Genomic DNA, 18,465 nt, shown 5'->3' with positions numbered 1-18,465 from the left:
TTTGGCGCGGCCCGGCGGCTAGTCGAGGATGCGCACCTCGAAGTTGACAAAGCCGCTGTCGCCCGGAGGCAGCATGCCGCTGCAATCCCATTGCAGCACCCCGGCATAGCCCGGCGCCGCGCTGGCCGGAACGACCAGCAGGCAATTGAGCTGCGACGCCACGGCCGAGGGCGAGGTCGGCGCCGCGCCGAGCACGGTATATGGCGGCGTCCGGTCGTGGATCGTCAGGTTCGAGACCGTCTCGCTCGAGGTGTTGTCGAGGTAGATGCGATAGGCCAGAACATCGCCCGGCGCGCCCGCATTCGTAGTGCCCTCGGCCGAGCCGAGCGTCAGGTTGCGCACGGTCTTGCGTAGCACCACGGCGGCCTCGCTCGAAGCAGCGATCCGGTCGGTGTTGCGGGTGACATGGCTGGCGCTGGTGCGGGCAAAGCCGGTGGTGGCGATCAGATCATAGGTCAGCGCCGATCCGGCGCCGACCCCGGCCCCCGCCGAGACCCGCACCACGAGGCACAGCTCGGCCCCGGGCGAGACGCCCACCGGCGCGGACAGCGGGCTGTCAGCGGCGCCGTCGCAATCGGTGTCGCGGAAGACCGCGATCGAATAGGCGCCGGCCGGGGTCTCGGTGGTCACATTGGTCGAAAAGGCAACCGTGGCTTCCGAGCTGGCGGTGTAGCGGTGCGGCAGCGCGATCACCTGGCCGGCCATGATCGCGGCAACCTGATCCTGGGTGAGCCGCGGCGTTTCGATCACGCCGAAATCGAGATCGGTGTAGTCGCTGCCTGGATCGGGGGTGAAGGTAAAGCGCCCGTCGTTCGGATCGGCATTGCTCAGCGCGGGCAGCCCGGCGGTGCGTTCGGAAATCGCGATCCGGCCTTCGGCGGCGATCAGCTCCAGCGTGACCGCCCCGGTGACGCTGCTGGGCAGGCTGGCGCTCCAGCTGCCATCGGAGCCGATCACCGGCGCGGCGATCTCGGTTCCGGCGCTGTCGATCAGGCGCAGGGTTCCGCCGCCGACGCCGGCTTCGGCGCCGTTGACCAGCGCGTCATGGGCGCTCCCGCCGCCGGCGCCGGTGTCGAGGAAGACCCGGCCCGCCAGGCGCCGCGTATCGACGATGCGGGCCAGCGCATAGGCGGCTTCGTCGTCGTCGACGCTGCCGTCGCCGAGGTCATCGACCAGATGGCCGACATCCGGATCGCTGTCGGGATCGGGCAGCGAACTGTAGACGATTTCCGTGAGGTTGGTGGTCTCGCCGGTGTCGCGCATCCGCACGGTCACGGTCAGCGTCTCGGAGGTGCCGGCGAGGATCTCGTCGACAAACCACAGCCCGGTGGCCGGGTCGTAGGTGTCGCCGGTGTTGGGCGCGCTGTCGGAGACGTATTCATAGCCGTCGGGGATCCGGTCGATCACCTTGACGCCCGAGGGCGAGCCCGGCCCGATGTTCTCGACGGTGATCACCCAGTCGATCAGGTCGCCCGGTGTGGCCGAACTGCGCGGCGTGGCCGTGCCGGAGGCGGCGGCGAACTTGGTGATCGAGAGGTCGGCCTCGGCGGCGTCAAATCCGAAGTCCTGATCTTCGGTCACGGCGTTGCCGTCCACCGCGACCGAAGTCAGCGGGTTCGAGGTGCCGATGGTGGCGCCGGGGCCGAGATCGGGGTCGGTCTCGTCCAGCAGGATACGGTAGGTGGTGTTGATCAGCAGGTCGCCGAACCCGTAGGTGCCATCGGGCAGTGTCTCGGTCACCGCGACTTGCAGATCGTCGCCGAAATTCGCCGGCGTGCCATTGTCGGCAAAGATCGTCAGGCCGATGCCGGCGCCGTAATTCGGCTCGCCCGCCTCCTTGATGTCCGAGGCGTCGCGATCCTCGAAGACATTGCCCGACACCGCGCCAAAGGGGATCGGCGCCGGACCGCGACAGGAGGCGCCATCGCTTCTGTCGCCTTCGTCGAAGGGCAGCGTCATGATCAACTGCGCCTCGCCGGTGACGGTGGAGATCAGATAAAGATTGTTGGTCGAGTTGGAATAGCCGTACAGCCGGCCGTCCCGATCGAACCAGAGGGAATCGAAAACACCGGAATAGATCGCGGGGCCGATCAGCTGCGGCGTGCGGGTGCCGGGCACCCCGCCGTTGACCGCGACACTGAACAGCCGGCGGCTGGAGCGGTCGATGCCGTAGACCAGTCCATCGATCGGGTTGTAGGCAAGATCATCCGGAAAGACATCGAAGCTGAGATCGATATCGCCGACCGCAGTGGCTGCGCCCGCGCCGCTCAGGTCGACGATATGCCACCTGCCCTCGTCGACCTCATAGATCATCCGGCCGTTGGGCAGGATATCGCCCGCGTCCGCCGCGGTCCTGGCGCCCGAGATATTGCCGAGATCGGTGAATGTGCCGCCGCCGTCGACGCGGTAGAGCCTGCGCCGGCCCTGATCGACGCCATAGAAATAGCCGTCGAGCTCGTTGAACCCCCAGGGCCCGTCCCGGTTGGACCCGGTCGATCCGACCGTCGTCGCCGTGACCGCATAGCTGCCGCCGGCATCCGAGAAGGTCAGCCGCGACAGGGTCGTCCGGCTGGTCGAGAAGGCATAGAGCGACGCGTCGCAGATGAAGGGCGGCGGATCGGACGAGATCGTCAGCCCGTAATCCTCGACCTCGCCGTCAAAGGCGGTCTCGGCGCCGGTCAGATCGGTGGACCAGCGGAACCGGGCATGGGTGGGCAGCGTGGTGGCCCCGGCGGGCACGGTGAATTCAAAGGTGATGGCGCCATTGACCGCGCCGTCCTTGTCGAGCGTGCCACCGTCCTGAAGATCGCTGGCCACCTGTTCGCCGGCAAATGTGCCGTCACCGTCGAAATCCACGAAGGCCTGAAGGTAGGCGGTGCCGGCGGCGGGCTCGGCCACATTCACCGTCACTTCAGTCAGGCCGCCGGCGTAGAGCTGCGGCAGGGTCACGCCGTCCTCGTCGTCACTGCCGTCAAGATCGTCACCGGTGGCGCCTGCGCCCGCCTGCGACACCAGGTCGACATCCGGCGGCACGCTGCCCAGGTAGATGGTCGGCGCACCCGGCCCTTCGACGACATGCTGCGGATCGCCATAGCTGGCCGGCGCATCGCCCCGGTCGGCATCGGGCGGGGTCTTGAGCGTGATCGCATGGTCCTCGACCTCGCCATCGGCGGCTGCGGCAATGGCATTCAGGCCGGCCACGCTCGACCAGCGCAGCCGCGCGAAGGTCGGGACCAGCGGCGCCGTGGGCGGCACTGCGACGGCAAAGCTGATCTGGCCATTGACCGCCCCGTCAAGATCCTGCGGCCCGCCATCGCGCAGATCGGTAACAACCTGATCGCCGGGCGTCAGAAAGCTGCCATCGGCGCCGAAATCGACAAAGACCTGCAAGCGGCCGGTGCCCGGCGCGGGCTCGCTCACCGGGATGGTGACGGTCCGCGTCAGGCCGCCATAGAGCTGCGGCAGCATGGTTTCGTCTTCGTCGTCATTGCCGTCGAGATCGTCGCCGCTGGCATCGGCGCTGTGCTGGGCGCTGCTGTCGCCGTCGCCGTTGACCGCGCCGATGCGGTATTGCGCGGTGTCGGCATGCTGCGGATCGCCGTAACTCAGCGGCGCATCGCCCCGGTCCGGGCCGGAGCCTGCGTAGATTGTCGTCGGATCGTCCCGGCCCGCCCCCGGGCCGTTCCGGGCCTCGCCATCGCCATCCGACGGGTTCTCGGAGTCCGACAGGTCCGAGACCTCGGTGCCGCCCGGCGTGGTGGCGGTGGCGCGGGCCTGATTGCTGATCGTGGTGTCGAGGTCTTCGGGCACCAGGGTGTAGGTCGCCGTATAGACCGCACGCTCGCCGGGTTCGAGCGTGCCTTCCGGCGACAATCCGGTCGCCGCCTGGAACTGCATCACCGGCGTGGCGCCCTTGCCGCTGAACTGGGTCTCGGCCAGGGTGACATTGGTCAGGGTGACATTGCCGAAATTCTCGGCGGTGAAGACATAGGCGATTGTCTCGCCCGGATCGGCATAGCCGTTGACGTTAGTGTCGACCAGCGTCGCGGTCTTGAGCAGACCGAGCGCGCCGATGTCGATGGACACTCGGGCCGGGGCCGAATAGGCCACGCCGGTGGTGTTCTCGGGGCGCTGAAAGCGATAGTCGATCGGCGTCGGCACACCGAAGAAGGCGGCAAAGGGGGTGAAGGTCAGCTCGCCGGTGTTGTCATCGTAGCTCCAGGTGCCTTCTCCGATGACGTCGAAACCGACCAGATGGCCGGAACTGTCGGTCACCTGGTTGATCGCCCCGGTCGGCGCGATCAGATCCACCGCCTGGGTGCCGTAGGTGCTCGGCAAGCGGGACGCGTTGGCCGGACCATTGTTGTTTTCGGTCGACACTGTGTCGTTGTAGAGGATGTTGAGCGTCACCGGCTGGCCCAACACCTGTTCCTTGAGGTCATCGACCAGCGTGATGGTGCGGAAATCGCCGCATTTCAGATCGAAGGTATCGGCCTCGTCATAGGTCGGGTTGGCCAGGCGCACCAGAAACCGGCTGTTGGCGGTGCGGCCGAAACGGAACACCGAGGTCTGCGGGTAATAGATCTCGAGGCCCGAGACCGGCTGATTGCTGTAATTCCGATCGCCCGACAGAACGAAGATTTCGGTGCCCACCGGCGCCGGCCCGGCCACGAAGGAGCGGCGGGTGGTGGCGTTGCGGTCGATGCGGACGTATTCCACCTGGCCCGAACACAATTCGACATAGACCTGTTCGTTGGACGGCCCGTCGATATCGTTGATCTGGATATGCACGTCGGCGATGACCGGAACGCCGCCGCTGTCGCTGGCAAGATCATAGGTGCCGGCGCTGTAGATGTACATGTCGAGGTAATGCACGTCCTGCGCGGCCGAGGTGATCTGGATCTGGCCATTGGCGGTGGTCAGACTGTGATCGAGCGCCGCGTCGGTCATCACGCCGACGATGTCCACCGTCGCGCCGCCGACCGTGCCGGCATTGCGCCACACGGCGCGCTTGCCGGCTCCGGCGCCGGTCACCTGCGGCGCCCCCACCGGCTGAAGGATGAGCTCCTGCGCCGCCGCGACAAGCGCGGTGGTCAGCAGGAGCAAGAAGGAAACAAGGACACTTTTTACCGCCCGTGCATACGGTATCGCCAAACATACATTCATTAATTTCACCGCAGCCCGAAGAGACACATGGACAAGGCATATGTCGCACGAAAGACCGGACAGGCGCCATTGATCGCCCGGGTAGCCGGGCCGCGCATCCGGTGTGCGCCCCTATCCTTTCGAGGTAGACCGCGCCTGTCGATTCAACCGTGGCAGATCACCTGCCGAGCTGTTCCAGCAGCCAGCTTCGAAAGGCCGTGGCGGCGGCACGATGTTCTTTGACCGAGAGGAAATACCCCTCCTGACATGGGATCGAGCCCGGATGCGCGCGCTGCACCAGCCCGGTCATGACCGCATGCTGCGCCAGAAGCTCGCTTACCAGCGCCACACCGTTGCCATGTGCGGCGAGTTGCAGGGCCATTCCATAGGTATCGGCATAGAGCGTCGGATGCAGCGCGCCGCCGCCCTGTATCTCGGCCCAGGCGCGCCAGCCGCTCGACGTGCCCACCGCCTCGATCAGCGGCAGATCGGCGAGCGCCCCGGACAGACCTGGCGATTTCAGCGCCACAAGCCGGTTTGGCAGCAACAGTTCGGCATCGCTGCCCACCTGTTTGAGAGACCCGAAACGGATTTCCACATCGGCGCGGGCGGATTGGAAATCATCGGGCCAGATCGCGCTCAGGAACCGCGCCCGGATCTCGGGGTGGCGGGCAGTGAAAACCGGCAGATGCGGCGCGATCACCCATTGCGCCACGCTGACCGAGGTGGCGACGGTCAGCAGATCGGTCCCCGGCCCGGCTTCGAACCGGGCGGTGGCCGCGGCCAGCGCCTCGAGCGGCGCGCCGACCTCGGGCAGAAGCCGCCTTCCGTGATCTGTCAGCGCCAGCCCGCGCGGCTGCCGCACGAACAACGGCACCCGAAGACGCATCTCGAGCGATTTGACCTGCTGGCTGACCGCCGATTGGGTCATGCCGATCTCTTCCGCCGCGGCGGTAAAGCTCAGATGCCGCGCCGCCGCCTCGAACGAGCGGAACCAGGTCAGGGGAGGAAGTGATTTGGCCATGAGGTCAACTTAGCCATAAGTCTTGCTAATGGCTAAGGGGGGAAATCCTTCGTTTGTGAAAAAAGCAACGGGTTTCTAGCGTTTGGTCACACGAACAGGAGTGACCATGCGCCCCGAAATCCGCAAAATCGTAACCTATGCCGAAGACGTTCTGATCGAGGGGTTTCGCCCGGCCGACCCACCTTGGCGCATGTTCGCCGTGGCCGCCGTGGTCAGCAACCCCTGGGCGGGCCGTTTCGTCGAGAACCTGAAGCCCGAGATCCAGGCCTATGGCCCGGTTCTGGGCGCTCTGCTGACCGAGCGGATGATCCGCCTTGCCGGAAGCGGCGCGGCGATCGAGGCCTATGGCAAGGCGGCGGTGGTGGGCCTTGACGGCGAGATCGAACATGCCTCCGGGCTGATCCACACGCTGCGGTTCGGCAATCACTACCGCGAGGCGGTGGCCGCGAAATCCTACCTCGCATTCACCAACACCCGTGGCCCGGCCAATGCGCCGATCATGGTGCCGCTGATGGACAAGGACGATGCCGGCCGCCGCTCGCATTATCTGACGCTCCAGTTCGCCATTCCCGACGCGCCGCGCGCCGATGAGATCGTCGTCGTGCTGGGCGCCGCCACCGGCGGCCGGCCGCATCACCGCATTGGCGACCGCTACCAAGACCTTAAGGACCTGGGCCATGACCTGGACAACCCGGCCGCGGTCTGAGATCGGCGGGCTGGCCGCGATCCGCTGCGGCGAGGGCCCGCCGGTTTTACTCCTGCATGGTGTCGGCCTGCGCGCCGAGGCCTGGAACCGGCAGATCGACGCCTTGTCCCGCCGCTACCGGGTGACCGCGCCCGACCTGCCGGGCCATGGCGAAAGCCCCCGGCCGGCCGTGCCGATGGCGCTGGCCGACTACGCCGAGGCGGCCTTGGCCGTTCTGGCCGAACCGGCGCTGATCGTCGGTCATTCGATGGGGGCGATGATCGCGCTCGACATGGCCGTGCGTCATCCTGAAATGGTCCGCGGCGTGGCGGCGCTGAACGCAGTGTTCGAACGTGATGCCGCGGCCGCCGCAGCGGTCGAGGCCCGCGCCGCCAGCCTCGACGGCGAACGCGCGGCCGATCCCGGGCCGACGCTGGCGCGCTGGTTCGGTCCGGACGAGACGCCAGAGCGCCACGCCTGCGGCGACTGGCTGCGCGCCGTCGATCCGGCAGGTTACAGGATGGCCTATGCTGCCTTTGCCCGCGCCCAGGGCCCGGCCCGCGAAGCCCTGGCCCGCCTGCCCTGCCCGGTGCTCTTCATGACCGGCGCGCTGGAGCCCAACTCCACCCCGCAGATGTCGGACACCATGGCCCGCCTGGCGCCACGGGGCCGCGTGCGGATCGCCGCGGGCGCCGCTCACATGATGCCGATGACCCATGCCGGAGACGTCAATGCCGCGCTCATCGACTTGGCCACGGAGGTTCTGCCATGACCGCCCTCGACCCGCGTGCGCTGCGCCGCGCCTTCGGTAGTTTCATGACCGGCGTCACCGTCGTCACCAGCCGCACGGACGACGGCCGGCCGCTGGGCTTTACCGCCAATTCCTTCACCTCCGTCGCGCTCGATCCGCCGCTTCTTCTGGTCTGTCCGGGCAAGTTCCTTTCGACCCATGACCGCTTTGCCACCTGCACGGGGTTTGCCGTCAATATCCTCGCCGAAGGCCAGCAGGAGGTTTCCAATACCTTTGCCAGCTTCAAGGGCGACCGTTTTGCCCGTGTACCGCACCGCAGCGACGCCCGTGGCAATCCGCTGATCGAGGGCGCGCTGGCGCAATTTTCCTGCACCACGGAACGGGTGCTCGACGCCGGCGACCACAGCATCCTGATTGGCCGGGTGCAGGATTTCGCCTGTGCCGAAGGGCGCGGGCTGGGCTATGCCGGCGGCCAGTATTTCAGCCTCGGGCTGGAACGCGCGGCGCTGGAGCGCCGCCCCGGTGCCACGATCTGCGGCGCGATCCTCGAACGCGGCGACCGTGTCCTGCTGGAGCGCACGCCGCACGGCCACCGCCCGCCACAGGTCGCGCTGCCCGACCGGGGCCGGCTGCGGCACGACTTGTCGCAGGACCTGGCCGGACGGGGGCTGCCGGCCCGGTTGCACGCCGCCTATTCCGTCTTTGACGTGGCGAACACCCGTTTTACCTATCTGCGCGCCACCACCGAGGCCACGCCCGCCGGCGACATCGAGGCCATCGCCACCGCCGCGCTGCCGCATCTGACTTACACCGCCCCGCCCATCGCCGACATGATGGCGCGTTTCGCCCGCGAGGCCGGCAGCCGCAGCTTTGGCTTCTACCTCGGCGATGGCCAGCGCGGCGATGTTCACACCCCGTCTGAAAGGACCTGACCCATGGAGTTCTCGCTCTTCGTGCATATGGAACGGCTCACGCCCGACCAGCCGCAGGCCCGGCTGAACGATGAATTCATCGAACTTTGCAAGATGGCCGATGCCGCCGGCATGCGTGCCATCTGGACCGGCGAGCATCACGGCATGGAATTCACCATTGCGCCCAACCCTCTGACGACGCTGGTCAACCTCGCCCATCACACGAAACGGGTCCGGCTTGGCACCGGCACGGTGATCGCGCCGTTCTGGCATCCGATCAAGCTCGCCGGAGAAGCCGCCGCCGCCGATCTGATGACCGGTGGACGGATCGAGCTTGGCGTGGCGCGCGGGGCCTATGCCTATGAATACGAGCGTCTGATGCCCGGCATGGACGCCTGGGAAGCCGGCCAGCGAATGCGCGAGATGACGCCGCTTCTGCCCCGGCTCTGGGCCGGGGACTGCGTCCATGACGGCCAGTATTTCGCCTTTCCCGCCACCACCTCGGCGCCGAAACCGGCACAGCCCGGCGGCCCGCCGATCTGGATTGCCGCACGTGACCCCAACAGCCATGAATTCGGCGTGCACAACGGGTTCAACATCCAGGTCACCCCGCTCTGGCAGGGAATGCGCGAGATCGAAACCCTGATGTCCCGGTTTGACGCCGCCTGCGCCAGCCACGATGGCGCGCGGCCGAAAATCATGCTGCTGCACCACACCTATGTCGGAGCCGACGGCGACGACGTGGCGCAGGCCGCGCGGGATCTGTCGCGCTTCTACTGTTATTTCGGGGCCTGGTTCCAGAACAAGCGACCAGTGGAACAAGGACTGATCGCGCCGCTTTCGGCGGCGGAAATCGCCGGCAATGCGATGATGGCGCCGGAAAACCTTGCGCGCGATCTGACCATCGGCACCGCGCCGGAGGTGACGCGGCGGATCAAGGCCTACGAGGCCCTGGGCTACGATGAATTCGCCTTCTGGATCGACAGCGGCATGAGCTTCGAGCGCAAGCGCGCCTCGCTCGCGCGGTTCATCGACGAAGTTATGCCGGCCTTTCAATGAGGGATCAGATGACCGACACACCGCATTACCAGCTTTTCATCGACGGCCAATGGATCGAGGGCGCGGATGGCCAGACCATGAGCACGCTAAACCCCGCGACCGGTGAGGAATGGGCGACTTTCGCCTGCGCGGCGCCTGCGGACATCGACCGCGCCGTGACCGCCGCCCGCCGCGCGCTGACCGATCCAGCCTGGCGTGACCTCAGCCAGACCGCGCGCGGCAAGCTGCTCCATCGCCTCGCCGATCTGATCGAACAACACGCCGCCGGGATCGGCCGGATCGAGACCACGGACAGTGGCAAGCTCCTGGCCGAAACCGCCAGCCAGACCGCCTATGTAGCCGATTACTATCGCTATTATGCCGGCCTCGCCGACAAGATCGAAGGCGCGGTGCTGCCGATCGACAAACCCGACATGCATGTCTTTACCCGCCGCGAGCCGATTGGTGTGGTGGTGGCAATCGTGCCCTGGAATGCGCAGATGTTCCTGACCGCCACCAAGCTCGGCCCGGCCCTGGCGGCGGGCTGTGCGGTGGTTCTGAAAGCCTCCGAGGTGGCCCCCGCCCCGATGCTCGAGTTTGCCCGGCTGATCGAGGAGGCGGGCTTTCCGCCCGGCGTCGTCTCGGTGCTGACCGGTGACGCCGAGGCCTGTGCCATTCCGCTCACCCGTCACCCCGGGGTCGACCGCATCGCCTTTACCGGCGGGCCGGAAACCGCGCGGCACGTGGTGCGCAATTCGGCCGAAAGCTTCGCGGTGACGACGCTGGAACTCGGCGGAAAATCCCCGATCCTGGTGTTCGAGGATGCCGATCTCGAAGGTGCGGCCAACGGGCTGATCGCGGGCAATTTCGGCGCCTCCGGGCAAAGCTGTGTCGCCGGTTCGCGCGGGCTGGTGCATCGCCCGGTCTTCGACGCGCTTGTCGCCCGGATCGAGGAAAAGATGGCCGGGGTCACCATTGGCGACCCGCTGGAGGCGCAGACGCAGATCGGCCCGCTCTGCACCGCGGCGCAGATCGCGATGATCGAGGCCACGCTGACCACCGCCACGGCCCAGGGCGCGACGATCCGCTTTGGCGGTGCGCCGCTCGCGCGTCCCGGCAATTACATGCCGCCGACGCTGGTGGAATGCGCTGGCCCCGACACCGCGACATTGCATGTCGAGATGTTCGGCCCGGTGATGTCGCTGCTGCCGTTCGACAGCGAGGAAGAGGCAATCGCCCTGGCCAATGACACGCCGTTCGGCCTCGGCTCGGGCGTCTTTACCGAAAACCTCGCCCGCGCGCACCGGGTCTCGGCGCGGCTCAAGGCGGGGATATGCTGGGTGAACACCTACCGCGCGGTGTCGCCGATCGCGCCGTTTGGCGGCTATGGCCAGTCCGGCTACGGGCGCGAGGCCGGGATCGAGGCGATCCAGGACTACACCCGTACCAAGACCACCTGGATCAGCACCTCGGACCGGCCGATGGCCAATCCCTTCGTGATGCGCTGATCCGGTCCGGCGCTCAGCCCATGCGCTCGGACGCGTAGGAACCCGGCGAGGCCGGAAAAACCACCGTCTTGTTGCCGTTGAGAAAGACCCGGCGGTGGATATGCGCGTGGATCGCCCGGGCCAGCACCTGGCTTTCGACGTCGCGCCCAAGCGAGACGTAATCCTCGGGCGATTGGGCGTGGGTGACGCGCACGATGTCCTGTTCGATGATCGGCCCCTCGTCGAGATCGGCGGTGACGTAATGCGAGGTCGCGCCAATCAGCTTGACGCCGCGCTGAAACGCCTGCTTGTAGGGGTTCGCACCCTTGAACGACGGCAGGAACGAGTGGTGGATGTTGATGATCCGGCCCGACATCTTCTGGCACATCTCGTCCGACAGGATCTGCATGTAGCGCGCCAGCACCACCAGTTCGGCGCCGGTCTCTTCCACCACCTGCATGATCGCCGCCTCGGCCTGCGGCTTGTTTTCCTTGGTCACCCGGATGCAGTGGAACGGGATGTCGTGGTTTACCACCACCTTCTGATAATCCATGTGGTTCGAGATCACCGCCACGATGTCGATCGGCAGCGCACCGATGCGCCAGCGATAAAGCAGATCGTTCAGGCAATGACCGAAGCGCGAGACCATGATGATGACCTTCATCTTTTCGGCCTCGTCATGGAAATCCCAGGTCATGCCGAACTCGGCCGCGGTGTCGACAAAGCCGGCGCGCAGGGTCGCCAGGTCGACGCCGTCTTCGCTGGTGAAGCTGATGCGCATGAAGAAATTGCCGGTCTCCATGTCGTCGAACTGGGCGCTGTCGGTGATGTTGCAGCCGTTCCCGACCATGTATCCGGCGATGGCGGCGACGATGCCGCGGGTCGAACGGCAGGCAACGGTGAGGGCATATTTGCTCATTGGGGGCTCCGGGCGAATTTGTCTGTCAAGGGATCAGGCGGTCAGGCCGTCGGGTTCGGGCAGACCGTGGCTGCGGCAACAGGCGGTCAGCGTATTGGCCAGCAGGCAGGCGATGGTCATCGGCCCCACTCCGCCGGGCACCGGGGTGATGGCGCCGGCCACGGCGGCGGCCGAGGCGAAATCCACGTCGCCCACGAGCCGGGTCTTGCCTTCGCCCTTTTCCGGCGCGTCGATGCGGTTGATGCCGACGTCGATCACCGTGGCGCCGGGCTTGACCCAATCACCGGTCACCATCTGCGGCCGGCCCACGGCGGCCACCAGGATATCGGCCTGGCGGCAGAGCGCCTCGATATCGCGGGTGCGGGAATGGGCGAGCGTCACGGTGCAACTGTCGCGCAGCAGAAGCTGTGCCATCGGTTTGCCGACGATGTTCGACCGGCCGACCACCACGGCATTCAGCCCCGACAGGCTGCCATGCGCCTCGCGCAGCATCATCAGGCAGCCCAGCGGCGTACAGGGCACCATCGCCTTCTGCCCGGTGGCCAGCAGGCCGACATTCGAGATGTGAAAGCCGTCGACGTCCTTTTCCGGCGCGATGGCGTTGATCACCAGATTCTCGTTCAGATGATCGGGCAGCGGCAGTTGCACCAGGATGCCATGCACCGCCGGATCGGCGTTCAGCTGCGCGATCAGCGCCAGAAGCTCTGCCTCGGAGGTGCGGGCGTCAAGCTTGTGCTCGAAGGAGGCCATGCCGCATTCGACGGTCTGCTTGCCCTTGTTGCGTACATAGACTTCGCTGGCCGGATCTTCGCCCACCAGCACCACCGCCAGCCCGGGCGTGAGCCCGTGGTCCTCGCTGAGCCGGGTCACCTGCCCTGCTACCTGTCCCCGCACTTTGGCCGCAAAGGCCTTGCCATCGATGATCCGGGCCGTCATATCCGCTCTCCTGCACTCGCTCTGGCCGCGGCGTTCCTGCGCAAACGGCCCTGAGGTGGATCACGACCACGCCCGGAGCGCGGACGCCAGCCCGAATTGCCGCCCGGTCAGACGGAAATGACCGCAGAGAGGCGGCAGGCTTTTCCAATAGCAGCTTGGCGGTTCCTTTAGTGGTCACCTGCCCCGATCCGGCCCCCGGCGCATGCATGCGCCGCGATGGTCCGGAAAAATGCGCGCCGGCGCCGGGATCAGCGCAGCGCCGTCAGCCAGCCGAGGCTGTCCTCGGTCGCGCCGGCGGGCTTGTATTCGGCGCCAAGCGGCATGGGAAAGCCAAGCCTCTCGATCACCTGAAAGACATGGGCGTAATTGACCTCACCATGATCGGGCGCGCCGCGATCGGGCACCGAGGCAAACTGGATATGACCGATCTGCGCTTGCAGCGCCTCGAGCCTGCGGCTCAGATCGCCCTCCATCAACTGCACATGATAACAATCGAACATCAGTTTCAGGTTCGGCGCCCCGACGGCGCGGATCACCTCATCCGCCTGCACCGTGGTGGTCAGGAAATAGCCCGGCGCGTCGTAGCGGTTGAGCGGCTCGATCAGGATCGTGATCCCGGCGTCGTCCGCCTCCTGACAGGCATAGGCCAGGTTGTCGACATAGGCGCGCTGCGCCGCCGGGCCGGCGGAAAAACCGGCCATCACATGCAGGTTCCGCGCGCCGATTTCGCTGGCATAGGCCAGCGCCTCGTCAATCGCGGCACGCGCCTCGGGTTCGCGCCCGGGCAGCGCCGACAGCCCGTTGTCGCCCGCCGCCAGGTCGCCCCGCGCGGTGTTGAGGCCCAACATCTCCAGCCCGGTCTCGCGCAGCGCGGCGCGCACCTCCTGGGCCGGCGTGTCATAGGGCCAGTGGCATTCGACGGCATCGAACCCCGCCGATTTGGCCGCCCGGATCGCCTCTGGCAAAGGCCTGTCGGCCCAGAGAAACCCGAGATTTGCCGAAAATTTCATGTGTTCCACTCCCTGTCAGCCCTGCGCGCCGGCACCTTCCGACCCCTCCGGCACGCCGGGCAGTCAGACTGGAAACAGCTTTAACCGCCCCGGCGGCCCGATGCCAGCGCGGAGGCGGATGATCGCGCGTGAGACGTGCGCCCGGCCAGGCGGGATCGCCGAACGGGCCCCGGTTCACAAGATGTTGCTCACGCCCGAAAGTTCTGCCACCTTTCGGGCGAAGGCAGTCCAGCGTCGTAAGTATGCCCAAATGAACGAAAAACTTACCCATCACGAGATTTATGATGCGGCCCTTGACAACGAACTCTTCGAGACACTGCCCCGGCAATTGGCCCGCGACATGGATGTGCCGTCGGCGATGTTCTTCTGGCTGCATCCCGGTGACCTTCAGGAAGTAAGCGCCGGGACGCAGCCCGAAACCAATGACGACTACGCCGAGTTCATGCGCCGCGATCCGTGGATGGCCCAGGTCAATGATGAAAGGATCGGCACGGGCGCCTTTCGGCTGACCCAGTTCGTAAGCCCCGAGACGTTTCAGAAAAGCCTGATGTACAACGAGTTCATCGTGAAGAATCGCCTCGAGCGCTTCTGGTGTCTCGGGCTGGTGCAAGACACCCGGGACGGGCGGGTGGTCACGGCCTTTCACAAGGGCAAGCACGCCGGCGATTTTTCCGACGATGAGATGGCGCTGCTCAATCGGCGCCAGTCCGACCTCGGTCGGATGCACGCAATCAGGCGGGAGCTGATCAGAAACCGGGTTCGCGACATCGCGGCCGCGGACGGTTCCCTGAACGGCGAAGTTCCGATGTTCGAGCTGGACCATGAGGGCCGCTTGCTTCGCCTGAACGGACTGGCGGATTTCCTGCTGCGGCAACACCCGAATTTCATCTTTCGCAACGATCAGGTCGTGACGCTGAGCGGTCCGATGGCCGCGCAGTTCCAGGCCGGTGTCGGACTTGCCACGGATGCCACATACGGCCGGGCGAACACATTGGACCTGCCCCAGGTTCGCGGTGCCGACGGACGAATTTTGCCCGGGATGCGGGTGAATTTCTTGCCTCAAACCAACGGTGGGCGACATGTCCTTGTCATCGCGACAACCGAGGAACTGCCAGCCCTGAAAGCCGCGGCCTACGCTCCCGAGGAAAAGGCCGTCTTGACCGCCCGCGAAGCGGAAGTCCTGCGCGGCCTGATGAAAGGTCAGCGGCGTGATCAGCTCGCTTTCGAACTCGATATCTCTGTTGCCACAGTCGACCTGCACAGCAGAAACGTTCGGCGCAAGCTCGGGGCGCGGACAATGCTCGAGGCTGTTGCCCGGGCCCTGAAAGGCGGTCTTTTGTAACCGAACCGGTGGCAAGATCGCCCGCGCGCCCTGATGCCCGGATTGATCAAAGCTCTTTTTCCGGTTTCCTCCCTCTGCCGGCTATCCGCGCAACCCAGTCTGTTCGGCGGGAACGGAGGCAGTGCGGTTGGGGAAAAGGTGTTCTTGGTCGCAAAGGGGGGGAGATGGTGGGTGATAAGAGATTTGAACTCCTGACATCTTCGATGTGAACGAAGCGCTCTACCACTGAGCTAATCACCCGGTAGCGCGTCTATTAACGCCCCTTTTCGGGCCGTGCAAGAGGGGATCGGGAGAAAATTCCGCACCGCCAATCCCGCGCCCCTGCCCCTGTCTGCCCGGCCCGATCGCCGGTGCGTGAGATCCCCGCCGGACCGGCGAAGGCGTGACCGGTTGCACCGGCGGCGCCCACCTCGGGCGGCGTAGGGAAAGGCGGTCTGCAAAGATGAAGGCATCATTGATCGCAGTCACTTGCGCGGCGCGCGTTGCCAACGCGGCGCGGGCCGGCAGCCCGCTGTCCGGCCCGTGGTCGTCGCGGTCAGGCCCGAGGCGGTCCGCGCATCCTTGGCCGGCAACGGCGCTTCTGCCGATGCTCCTTGTGGTCTTTGGCGCGGCGCAGTCGTGCAACGGCCTCGGGTTGTCCCCGCACGAAAAAGGCCGCCCGAGCGGATCGGACGGCCTCGGTCATTTCTCTCGCGACAGGCTCAGTGCGCCACGGCGCTCGTCGTGTCGTCTCCCTTCGAGAGCGCGCGCCGGGCTGCGGCCTCTTCTTCGGCAGCCTCATCCCATTCCACCGGTTCGGGCTTGCGGATCAGCGCCTGTTCCAGCACATCCGAAACATGGGTGACGGGAATGATCTTGAGCCCCGAGGTGACGTTGTCGGGGATATCCGCCAGGTCCTTTTCATTCTCTTCCGGAATGAAGACCGTCTTGATCCCGCCGCGCAGCGCCGCCAGAAGCTTCTCCTTCAGCCCGCCGATCGGCATCGCATTGCCGCGCAGCGAGACCTCGCCGGTCATGGCGATGTCCTTGCGCACCGGAATGCCGGTCAGCACCGAGACGATCGAGGTCACCATCGCCAGACCGGCCGAGGGGCCGTCCTTGGGAGTGGCGCCATCGGGCACGTGGACGTGGATGTCCCACTTCTCGAACTTCGGCGGCTTGACCCCGATCTGCGGCGAGATCGAGCGCACGTAGCTCGAGGCCGCGTCGATCGATTCCTTCATCACGTCGCCGAGCTTGCCGGTGGTCTTCATCCGGCCCTTGCCCGGCAGGCGCAACGCCTCGATCTGCAACAGGTCGCCGCCGACAGAGGTATAGGCCAGCCCGGTCACGACCCCGACCTGATGCTCATCCTCGGCCAGGCCAAAGCGGTGTTTGCGCACGCCGAGGAAATCCGAGAGGTTCCCGGAGTTCACGACCACCTTGTCGCTCTCGCCCTTGACGATCTGCGTCACCGCTTTGCGCGCGGTCTTGGCGATCTCGCGCTCGAGGTTCCGCACCCCGGCCTCGCGGGTGTAATAGCGCACCATGTCCGACAGCGCCTCGTCGGTCAGCTCGAACTCGGTCTTTTTCAGACCGTGGTTCTTGATCTGCTTGCCGATCAGGTGCCGTTTGGCGATCTCGGTCTTCTCGTCCTCGGTGTAGCCGGCCAGCGGGATGATCTCCATCCGGTCAAGCAGCGGTCCGGGCATGTTGTAGCTGTTCGAGGTGGTCAGGAACATCACGTTCGACAGGTCGTATTCCACTTCGAGATAGTGGTCGACGAAGGTGCCGTTCTGTTCCGGGTCGAGCACTTCGAGCATGGCCGAGGCCGGATCGCCACGGAAGTCCTGCCCCATCTTGTCGATCTCGTCGAGCAGGATGAGCGGATTGGTGGTCTTGGCCTTCTTCAGCGCCTGGATGATCTTGCCCGGCATCGAGCCGATGTAGGTCCGGCGGTGGCCGCGGATCTCGCTCTCGTCCCGCACGCCGCCGAGGCTGATGCGGATGAACTCGCGTCCCGTGGCCTTGGCCACGGATTTGCCCAGCGAGGTCTTGCCCACGCCCGGAGGGCCGACAAGGCACATGATCGGGCCCTTCAGCTTCTTCGAGCGCTGCTGCACCGCAAGGTATTCGACGATGCGTTCCTTGACCTTTTCCAGACCGTAGTGATCGTCATCAAGCACGCCCTGCGCCTTGTTCAGATCCTTCTTGACGCGGCTCTTCACACCCCAGGGGATCGACAGCATCCAGTCGAGGTAATTGCGCACAACCGTGGCTTCGGCCGACATCGGGCTCATGTTCTTGAGCTTTTTCAGCTCGGCCTCGGCCTTTTCCTTGGCCTCTTTCGAGAGCTTGGTGCCGGCGATCTTCTCTTCCAGCTCGGCGATCTCGTTGGCGCCGTCCTCGCCGTCGCCCAGCTCCTTCTGAATGGCCTTCATCTGCTCATTCAGATAATATTCGCGCTGGGTGCGCTCCATCTGGCTCTTGACCCGGGTCTTGATCTTTTTCTCGACCTGAAGGACGGACATTTCGCCCTGCATCAGGCCATAGACCTTTTCCAGTCGTTCCGAGACCGACAACGTTTCCAGCAGATCCTGCTTCTGATCGACCTCGATGCCCAGGTGCCCGGCCACCAAGTCGGCCAGCTTGGCCGGCTCCTCGGTCTCGGACACGGCGACAAGCGCCTCTTCGGGGATGTTCTTCTTGACCTTGGCATAGCGCTCGAACTCGGCCGCGACGGTGCGCAGCAGCGCCTCGATCGACGCCTGGTCACCCGGCATTTCCGTCAGGTAATCGCAACGCGCCTCGAAAAACTCTTCGTTTTCCAGGTATTCGACGATACGCACCCGCGCCACGCCTTCGACCAGCACCTTGACGGTGCCATCGGGCAGCTTGAGCAGTTGCAGAACGTTGGCCAGCACGCCCGCCTTGTAGATGCCCGAGGCTTCGGGGTCATCGACGGCGGGGTCGATCTGGCTCGACAGCAGGATCTGCTTGTCGTCGGCCATCACCTCTTCCAGCGCGCGAACCGATTTCTCACGGCCGACGAAAAGCGGCACGATCATATGCGGGAAGACCACGATATCGCGCAGCGGAAGCACGGGATAGCTTGAGTTGAGGGGGTCTTGCATGCTCTTTCCTTATTCTTGGCAAACTGGCACGGCCCCGCTTTGCGGCAGCACTCACCAGCTCCTGTCAGGCTAATCAAGTAGGGCGGCGCCCTGTCCCATTCAAG

General features: G+C 65.7%; 12 protein-coding genes and 1 tRNA gene. 6 read left to right on the top strand and 7 right to left on the bottom strand.

The annotated features are described in order from the left end of the window. Positions 1-18 precede the first annotated feature (18 nt). Both AC0J5K_RS07445 and AC0J5K_RS07440 read right to left on the bottom strand, forming a co-directional pair. Positions 19-5,106 carry a DUF7507 domain-containing protein gene (locus AC0J5K_RS07445; RefSeq protein ID WP_274564560.1) on the bottom strand — a complete coding sequence of 1,696 codons (5,088 nt, stop codon included), beginning with the start codon at positions 5,104-5,106 and terminating at the stop codon, positions 19-21. 217 nt (positions 5,107-5,323) lie between these two features. After that, positions 5,324-6,169 (bottom strand): LysR family transcriptional regulator, encoded by an 846-nt coding sequence (locus tag AC0J5K_RS07440; RefSeq protein ID WP_274564558.1) that lies wholly within the window; start codon positions 6,167-6,169, stop codon positions 5,324-5,326. Positions 6,170-6,275: 106 nt separating this feature from the next. On the opposite strand from AC0J5K_RS07440, the gene AC0J5K_RS07435 reads away from it, so the two are divergent. The 5 genes from AC0J5K_RS07435 to AC0J5K_RS07415 are packed head-to-tail and all read left to right on the top strand — an operon-like array spanning position 6,276 to position 11,062. After that, positions 6,276-6,875, top strand: coding sequence for an amino acid synthesis family protein (locus AC0J5K_RS07435; protein ID WP_048531982.1), 600 nt, complete (start codon positions 6,276-6,278; stop codon positions 6,873-6,875). Further along, positions 6,847-7,626: an alpha/beta fold hydrolase gene (locus AC0J5K_RS07430; protein ID WP_274564556.1), complete on the top strand. Its 780-nt coding sequence runs from the start codon at positions 6,847-6,849 to the stop codon at positions 7,624-7,626. The genes AC0J5K_RS07435 and AC0J5K_RS07430 overlap by 29 nt, the downstream gene beginning before the upstream one ends. Further along, on the top strand, positions 7,623-8,537 hold the full coding sequence (locus AC0J5K_RS07425) for a flavin reductase family protein (RefSeq protein WP_274564555.1): 915 nt from the start codon (positions 7,623-7,625) through the stop codon (positions 8,535-8,537). The genes AC0J5K_RS07430 and AC0J5K_RS07425 overlap by 4 nt, the downstream gene beginning before the upstream one ends. Before the next feature lie 3 nt (positions 8,538-8,540). Continuing rightward, the gene (locus AC0J5K_RS07420; protein WP_274564553.1) at positions 8,541-9,575 is read left to right on the top strand and encodes an LLM class flavin-dependent oxidoreductase; all 1,035 of its coding nucleotides are present in this window, start codon (positions 8,541-8,543) and stop codon (positions 9,573-9,575) included. An 8-nt stretch (positions 9,576-9,583) separates the two neighbouring features. Further along, complete coding sequence (locus tag AC0J5K_RS07415; RefSeq protein ID WP_274564552.1) at positions 9,584-11,062, top strand: aldehyde dehydrogenase; 1,479 nt, start codon at positions 9,584-9,586, stop codon at positions 11,060-11,062. A gap of 13 nt (positions 11,063-11,075) precedes the next feature. Here AC0J5K_RS07415 and purU read toward each other — a convergent pair whose 3' ends face one another. From purU to AC0J5K_RS07400, 3 genes are all read right to left on the bottom strand, one after another. Continuing rightward, positions 11,076-11,960: a formyltetrahydrofolate deformylase gene (gene purU / locus AC0J5K_RS07410; RefSeq protein WP_048531987.1), complete on the bottom strand. Its 885-nt coding sequence runs from the start codon at positions 11,958-11,960 to the stop codon at positions 11,076-11,078. Positions 11,961-11,993: 33 nt separating this feature from the next. After that, positions 11,994-12,896, bottom strand: coding sequence for a bifunctional methylenetetrahydrofolate dehydrogenase/methenyltetrahydrofolate cyclohydrolase FolD (gene folD, locus AC0J5K_RS07405; protein ID WP_420398634.1), 903 nt, complete (start codon positions 12,894-12,896; stop codon positions 11,994-11,996). A gap of 248 nt (positions 12,897-13,144) precedes the next feature. Continuing rightward, complete coding sequence (locus AC0J5K_RS07400) at positions 13,145-13,906, bottom strand: hydroxypyruvate isomerase family protein (RefSeq protein ID WP_274564918.1); 762 nt, start codon at positions 13,904-13,906, stop codon at positions 13,145-13,147. 250 nt (positions 13,907-14,156) lie between these two features. Here AC0J5K_RS07400 and AC0J5K_RS07395 point away from each other — a divergent pair, with 250 nt between their 5' ends. Beyond that, on the top strand, positions 14,157-15,248 hold the full coding sequence (locus tag AC0J5K_RS07395) for a helix-turn-helix transcriptional regulator (RefSeq protein WP_274564920.1): 1,092 nt from the start codon (positions 14,157-14,159) through the stop codon (positions 15,246-15,248). Positions 15,249-15,413: 165 nt separating this feature from the next. On the opposite strand, the gene AC0J5K_RS07390 is transcribed toward AC0J5K_RS07395, so the two are convergent. Further along, a tRNA-Val gene (locus AC0J5K_RS07390) sits at positions 15,414-15,488 on the bottom strand. A gap of 461 nt (positions 15,489-15,949) precedes the next feature. Further along, positions 15,950-18,361: an endopeptidase La gene (gene lon, locus AC0J5K_RS07385; RefSeq protein WP_048531991.1), complete on the bottom strand. Its 2,412-nt coding sequence runs from the start codon at positions 18,359-18,361 to the stop codon at positions 15,950-15,952. Between the last annotated feature and the right edge of the window lie 104 nt (positions 18,362-18,465).

This window comes from Marinovum sp. E3 (assembly GCF_055755275.1).
The sequence above is the reverse complement of the archived record's forward strand: the minus strand, read 5'-3'. Positions and strand labels throughout refer to the sequence as shown.